Raw genomic sequence first — 6,426 nt, forward strand, 5'->3', positions numbered from 1 at the left:
TACCATGACTCGTCTGAAGGCCGCGCTTGACCCGCGCTCCGTCGCCATCATTGGCGCTTCGGAAAATCCTAACAAGGTCGGCGGCAGGCCGGTGCACTACCTCGACAAGTTCGGCTTCAAGGGCAAGATTTTCCCGATCAATCCGTCGCGCCCCGAAGTGCAGGGCCACACATGTTACAAGAGCCTCGGCGATCTGCCTGAAGCGCCCGAGATGGTGATCGTCGCGGTCGCCGGCGACAATGCGATCGGCGCGGTGGAGGACTGCGCGGCGCATGGCGTCAAGGTCGCCGTCGTGATGGCCTCGGGCTTCGGCGAAGTCGATGCGGTCGCCGGCAAGGCAAAGGAGCGGCAGATGGTCGAGGCCGCCCATAAGGCCGGCATGCGCATCGTCGGCCCCAATTCGCAAGGCCTTGCCAATTTCGGCACCGGCGCGATCGCAAGCTTCTCCACCATGTTCATGGATATGGATCGCGCCGAAGGCCATGTCGCGATGCTCAGCCAAAGCGGCGCACTCTCCACCGTGCCGGTCGGATTCCTGCGCCAGCGCGGCATCGGCGTGCGCCACACGCACGCGACCGGCAACGACGCCGACATCACTGTCGGCGAACTCGCGGTTGCAGTTGCCGAAGACCCGGAAGTCAAACTGCTCTTGCTTTATCTCGAGAGCATTCCCGAGACGAAGTACCTGGAAGAGCTCGCGGAGGTCGCCTTGAAGCGTGACCTGCCGATCATTGCGCTGAAGTCCGGCCGCTCGGAAGCCGGACGGCAGGCGGCGCAGTCGCATACCGGAGCGCTTGCCAATGAAGATCGCGTGGTCGATGCCTTCTTCGAGCAGCACGGCATCTGGCGCGCGCCCGACATGCGCGGCCTGGTGGAGGCGACCGAGCTTTACCTGAAGGGATGGACACCGCAGGGCAGGCGGCTGGTCGCCATCTCTAATTCCGGCGCGGTCTGCGTCATGACCGCGGATGCGGCCACCAATGTCGGCATGCCGATGGCAAAACTCTCCGCCGAGACCGACAGGAAGCTCAAAGGGATTCTGCCGAGCTTTGCAACGACCACCAATCCGATCGATCTGACAGCGGCGCTCTTGTCGAACAGCCGGCTGTTCGGTGACATTCTTCCCGTCCTCGCTGAGGATCCGGCGGCCGATGCGTTCCTGATCGGCGTGCCCGTGGCAGGTCCCGGTTACGACGTCGAGGCGTTTGCGCGCGACGCGGCTGCGTTCGGCAAGCAGACCGGCAAGCCGCTGGTGATCGCTGCGACGCAAAAGAGCGTCGCCGATCAATTCGCGGCCGAAGGCTCGTCCGTGTTTCCGACCGAGACCGAAGCGGTCACCGCACTGCATCAGTTTTTGGCGCACCGGGAGCTGATGGCGCGCATCACGGCGCGCCGGACCCCAGCCCAAAAGGCTCCCTGGGTGCCCGCACCATCGACCACCATGCTCAACGAAGCGGATAGCCTTGCGCTGCTCGCGGGTCGCGGTGTCCCCGTGGTCGTCCATCGGCTGTGCCGGTCGAGGGCGGAGGCAATCGCGGCGTTCGAGAGCATCGGCGGTCCGGTGGTGGTCAAGGGCTGTTCGGCCGATATCGCGCACAAGTCCGAGCTCGGGCTCGTCAGGCTCGGCGTGGCGAGCCGAGAGGAGGCCGGAGAAGTCTGGGCCCAGATGGAAGCCATCATCCGCAAGCATGGCTCGCGATTCGACGGCGTCATCGTCGCGGCGATGGCGGGTGGCCGCCGCGAAATCATGATCGGCGCGCACCGCGATCCGGTTTTCGGCCCGGTGGTCGCTGTTGGCGACGGCGGCAAATATGTCGAGATCTTTCGTGACACCACGTTGTTGCTGCCGCCTTTTTCGAAGGAAGAGGCGAAGGCTGCGCTTCAGAGGCTTAAGATCGCGCCGCTGTTTGCGGGCGTGCGTGGCGAGCCGCCCATGGATGTCGATGTTCTCTGCGATGCCGTGATGAAGATTGGCGACTTGATGCTTGATCCCGAGGCGAGGGTCGTCAGCCTCGATCTCAATCCGGTGCTGCTCGATAGCGCCGGCAAGGGCTGCGTGGTTGTCGATGCGGTTGTCTTTCAGGGGTAGCGCGTGGACGGCTATTTGGCGGGGTGGTCGCGAACGCAACGAGGCAACCCCCCAAGGCTACGCGGAACCATCCGCCCCGGATTGCCTCGTCGCATTCGCTTAACCCCGCGCGGCCGGCGGTGGGTGATTTACCGCCAGTAGAAGACGACGCTGGCAATGACGATCATCGCCGTCACGGCCATCATCTGCGCAAGCACTTCCGAGGTCGCCCTCCTGGTGGCGTCCTTCATGCAGTTCTCCCTAGACTCGGGTCTGGGTGAACCCGGATTTTGGACGCGATTCATCGTTGCCCGCGAAGGCTCGACGATCGACTCGATTTACTCGGAACACCCCTCGACGAGTATTCGCTTTGATTGAGTCCCCACTCAGCGAATATCGACAATGGTAAATTCGTTGAGCAATGAGGCGGCTTTTTGGCCCGCCTGCAGCGGGTTTGTGCGGAAGCCAAGGAATTTTGGGCGCGAATTTCGGTGCATGTTGGCGGTGTCCCGCCGTCATTGTGGTATCATCAGGCCGAAAAAGGTTGAACTCCGGTTCGAAACATCCCCAAGGTGAGCCATGGCCCGCATCGATTACTGCGACACTTCGAAATCAAACGAACGCACCAAGGAAATTCTGGGCAAGAACCGCAACGCCAATATCTTTCGCATGATGGCGCACTCGCCGAGCTATTTCGAACAGTATTGCCGGCTGGGCGGTGCCATCCGCCATCGCGGCGAACTCGACCCTGTGGTGAGGGAGCTTGCGATTACCCGCACCGGGATATTGTGCGAGTCGCCTTATGAGATCGTGGCGCACAAGCGCATCGGCAAGAATATCGGCGTGACCGACGAACAGAACGACGCGCTCGAGAACTGGGAGGCAGCGACCTGCTTCAATGAGGTGCAGCGCGCGGCGCTCGCCTTTACCGACGAGATCATCCGGCTTCGCCGCCCGAGCGATGCGACCTTCAAGGCGATTGCCGCAAAACTGTCTCCGGCCGCGCTGATCGAGTTGCAGCTCGCTGTCGGCTTCTACATCATGACGTCGAAATTCCTCGAGACGTTCGACATCGACCTGCAACCGGTCGAACAGGTGGTGTGAAGAAGCTAGTGGTCCGATTCCAACATTCGCATCCCTTCTCGGCGGCCGCCTCTTGCGAATGTTGGAATCAAAGGACCACTAGCAAATATAGGTTTCTAGTGGAGTTTAGGATTTGACATTCGCCTTCTGAACTCGTGGCTAGGTGGGTAGCGAATGTCAAATCCACTCCACTAGCTCAGGTCTGAAGAATCGCGACGACCTGACCTTCGCCAACCATATCGTCGACCTTGACCAGGATCGATTTGATCGTGCCCGCCGCGGGTGAAGCGGCCGGTATCTCCATTTTCATCGCTTCGACGACAACGACATCGTCGCCTTCGCCGACGCGGGCGCCTGTCGGCGCGGCGAGGTTGCAGACGCGGCCGGCGACATCCGTGATGATCTGGATCTCTGGCATTATGGGTTCCACGTTTCGCTATGCGAACAGAGCGCGCTTTTTCTAAGCGCTGATTATCGCGCGCTCGCAGTTGTCGCGTCAGACTGCCTGAGCTAGCTTGTCGAACAAAGTGGAATTTAGTTCCGCTATGCGGAATGTGGGAGGACGGCATGGGGCGGCGCTCAGAGCGGCTGAGCAAGCAGGGAGCGCTTGCGCATGAATCGGCCGGCGAGGGCGACGTCATTCAGGTGGTGTCGCGTGCGTTCGATATCCTGCGCTGTTTCGAAGGACATGAAGCAAGGCTTGGCAATCTGGAAATCTCCTCCAGATGCGGATTGCCGCGTTCGACCGTCTCGCGTCTGACGCACACGCTGACGCGCATGGGTCAGCTGGTTTATCTGCCGCGCGATCAGAAATATCGCATCGGTCCAAGCGCGGTGGCGATGTCGACCTCGATGATGCGCGGCTTGCAACTCCGTCATCTGATCCGGATGCGCTTGCAGGAAGTCGCCGAACAATTGCCGGGCACGGTCGGCTTCGTCATTCCGGATCGCTTCCATCTCGTCTATCTCGAGGTCGGCCGCGCGGCCAACGCGATCGGTCTTTCTTCGACAGCGGGCACGCGCATCGCAATCGCGAGCACGGCCGCCGGCCATGCCTATGCGGCAGCACTTGCGCCGGAAGCGGCCGAAGCCTTGCTTTCGGATATGGAGCGCGAAATTCCCGAAAGCGCCAAGCTACTGCGGCCGCACCTCGGCGCCGACCGCTACTCGCTGCGCGAGCGGGGCTATGTGACGAGTTGCGGATTATGGAGCCCGCATATCAACGGGCTGGCTATTCCGCTCTGGTCGCCGCAATATCAGACTTATGTCGTGGTCACGATCGGTCTGCTTTCCAATATTTTCGACGAGATGCGCCTGCACAGAGAGGTCGCGCCGAAAATCCTGGAGTTGAGCGTGGCAATTCGGGTGCTGCTTGAGGATGGCGAAAGCGCGCTGTTTGCCCAGCGCGCGCAAAGCGCCCCCGTTTAGGCGTCAAGATCGCCTCGTCGGCCAGCCGGAGACAAAAATAAAAATGAACTGGAAGCCGGAGCTCGACGAACTGGCCCGGCGCGAAGCCCTTGCCCGCCAGATGGGTGGCGCCGACAAGGTCAAGCGTCAGCACGACCAGGGCCGTCTGACCGTGCGCGAGCGCATCGACGGCCTGCTTGATCAAGGCAGCTTTCACGAAATCGGCGCGGTCTCCGGCATCGGCGAATATGACGGGAAGGGCGAACTGACGGGCGTCACGCCGGCCAATTGCGTGTTTGGCCGCGGCAAGGTCGATGGTCGCACCGTGGTCGTGGTCGGCGATGACTTCACCGTGCGCGGCGGCTCGGCCGACGCCTCGATCTCGGCCAAGCCCCTGATGGCCGAGGAGATGGCGCATGATTTTCGCCTGCCGATCATCCGCGTGATCGAAGGCTCCGGCGGCGGAGGGTCAGTAAAAACCATCGAGACCAAGGGCGCGGCTAATCTGCCCGGCGGCATCGGCGGCACGCGCTGGTACGCCTACACGACCGCCAACCTCGCGCGCGTGCCGGTGGTTGGCCTCGGGCTCGGCTCCGTTGCAGGTCTTGGCGCGGCACGGCTTGCCGCCAGCCACTATTCGGTGATGACGAAGACTTCGGCGATGTTTGTCGCGGGCCCGCCAGTCGTGAAACGGCTGGGGCAGGACCTCGGCAAGCAGGAACTCGGCGGCGCAGACATCCAGACCCGCGCCGGCGCCGTCGACCAGGCAGTGGAAACCGAGGCGGAAGCCTTCGCCTATGCGCGGCATTTCCTGTCCTATCTGCCGTCGTCGGTCTACGAGCTGCCGCCGACGCACCTTTGCACAGACGATCCCGAGCGATCGGAGGAATCCTTGCTGTCGGCCGTGCCGCGCAATCGCCGGCAGGTCTACAAGATGCGTCCCATCATCAACGCCGTCGTCGACAAGGATTCGTTCTTCGAGATCGGCGCCAATTTCGGCCGCCCGGTCATCGTTGGTCTCGCGCGGCTGGAGGGCCGGGCCGTTCTGGTGCTCGCCAGTGACCCCTTCCACTACGGCGGATCGTGGACCGCGGACGCCTGCCAGAAGGTCGTGCGCTGGGTCGATTTCGCCGAGACATTCCATTTGCCGGTGGTCTATCTGATGGACTGCCCCGGTTTCATGATCGGGCTCGAGGCCGAGAAGGCCGCCACCATCCGCCATGGCGTGCGTGCGATGGCCGCGGTCAATCAATCGACCGTCCCCTGGTGCACGGTCATCGTGCGCAACTCGTTCGGCGTCGCCGGCGTCGTGCATCAGCCGGCCGACCGGTTCTCGATGCGTTATGCCTGGCCGTCGGCCTATTGGGGTTCGTTGCCGCTCGAAGGCGGGATCGAGGCGGCCTATCGCGCCGACATCGATGCCGCCGAGGATCCGCAAGCCAAGCTCGAAGAGATCGAGGAACGGCTCAACAAGTTGCGCTCGCCGTTTCGCACGGCCGAAAAGTTCTGGGTCGAGGAGATCATCGATCCGCGCAAGACGCGCTCGCTGCTCTGCGAATTCGCGCGGCTTGCCGAGCCTTTGCGCGCGGTCGGACCGCCCGCAAAGATGACGACGAGGCCTTAAGACCTCACGCCGCCGCCGCCTTCGCCACCAGCGGCTTTGGTGCCGGCCGAGAGATCGCCAGCACGATCACTGCTGCGATCACGCACAGCGCGCCGGCAAAGAAGAAGGCCGGCAGGTAGCTTGCGAGCAGTGTGCGCGACAGCCCGGCGCCAAAGGCCGCGAAAGCAGCCCCAGTCTGGTGGCCGGCGAAAATCCAGCCGAACACAAGATTGGCCCGCTCGGCGCCGAAACGTTGCGTGGTCAG

The 6,426-nt window shown here is 62.7% G+C and carries 5 protein-coding genes and 1 pseudogene; 4 read left to right on the forward strand and 2 right to left on the reverse strand.

Annotation, left to right across the window (positions count from 1 at the left end; translation table 11 throughout):
• The first annotated feature begins 4 nt into the window (after nt 1-4).
• A complete protein-coding gene (locus tag VFB05_RS19820) occupies nt 5-2,089 on the forward strand; it encodes an acetate--CoA ligase family protein (RefSeq protein ID WP_325015204.1) in 2,085 nt (694 codons plus the stop codon).
• Between the two features lie 558 nt (nt 2,090-2,647).
• Complete coding sequence (locus tag VFB05_RS19825; protein ID WP_325015206.1) at nt 2,648-3,172, forward strand: carboxymuconolactone decarboxylase family protein; 525 nt, start codon at nt 2,648-2,650, stop codon at nt 3,170-3,172.
• 175 nt (nt 3,173-3,347) lie between these two features.
• On the opposite strand, the gene VFB05_RS19830 is transcribed toward VFB05_RS19825, so the two are convergent.
• Nucleotides 3,348-3,569, reverse strand: a complete 222-nt coding sequence (locus VFB05_RS19830) for a biotin/lipoyl-containing protein (protein ID WP_325015208.1) — start codon at nt 3,567-3,569, stop codon at nt 3,348-3,350.
• A gap of 149 nt (nt 3,570-3,718) precedes the next feature.
• Here VFB05_RS19830 and VFB05_RS19835 point away from each other — a divergent pair, with 149 nt between their 5' ends.
• Both VFB05_RS19835 and VFB05_RS19840 read left to right on the forward strand, forming a co-directional pair.
• The gene (locus VFB05_RS19835) at nt 3,719-4,579 is read left to right on the forward strand and encodes an IclR family transcriptional regulator (protein WP_414643221.1); all 861 of its coding nucleotides are present in this window, start codon (nt 3,719-3,721) and stop codon (nt 4,577-4,579) included.
• 43 nt (nt 4,580-4,622) lie between these two features.
• Nucleotides 4,623-6,182, forward strand: coding sequence for an acyl-CoA carboxylase subunit beta (locus VFB05_RS19840; RefSeq protein WP_414643222.1), 1,560 nt, complete (start codon nt 4,623-4,625; stop codon nt 6,180-6,182).
• Nucleotides 6,183-6,186: 4 nt separating this feature from the next.
• Here VFB05_RS19840 and VFB05_RS19845 read toward each other — a convergent pair.
• Nucleotides 6,187-6,426: pseudogene (locus VFB05_RS19845) on the reverse strand (MFS transporter); the annotation flags it as partial.

Origin of the sequence: Bradyrhizobium sp. (assembly GCF_035652035.1) — a bacterium.
Lineage (GTDB): Bacteria > Pseudomonadota > Alphaproteobacteria > Rhizobiales > Xanthobacteraceae > Bradyrhizobium.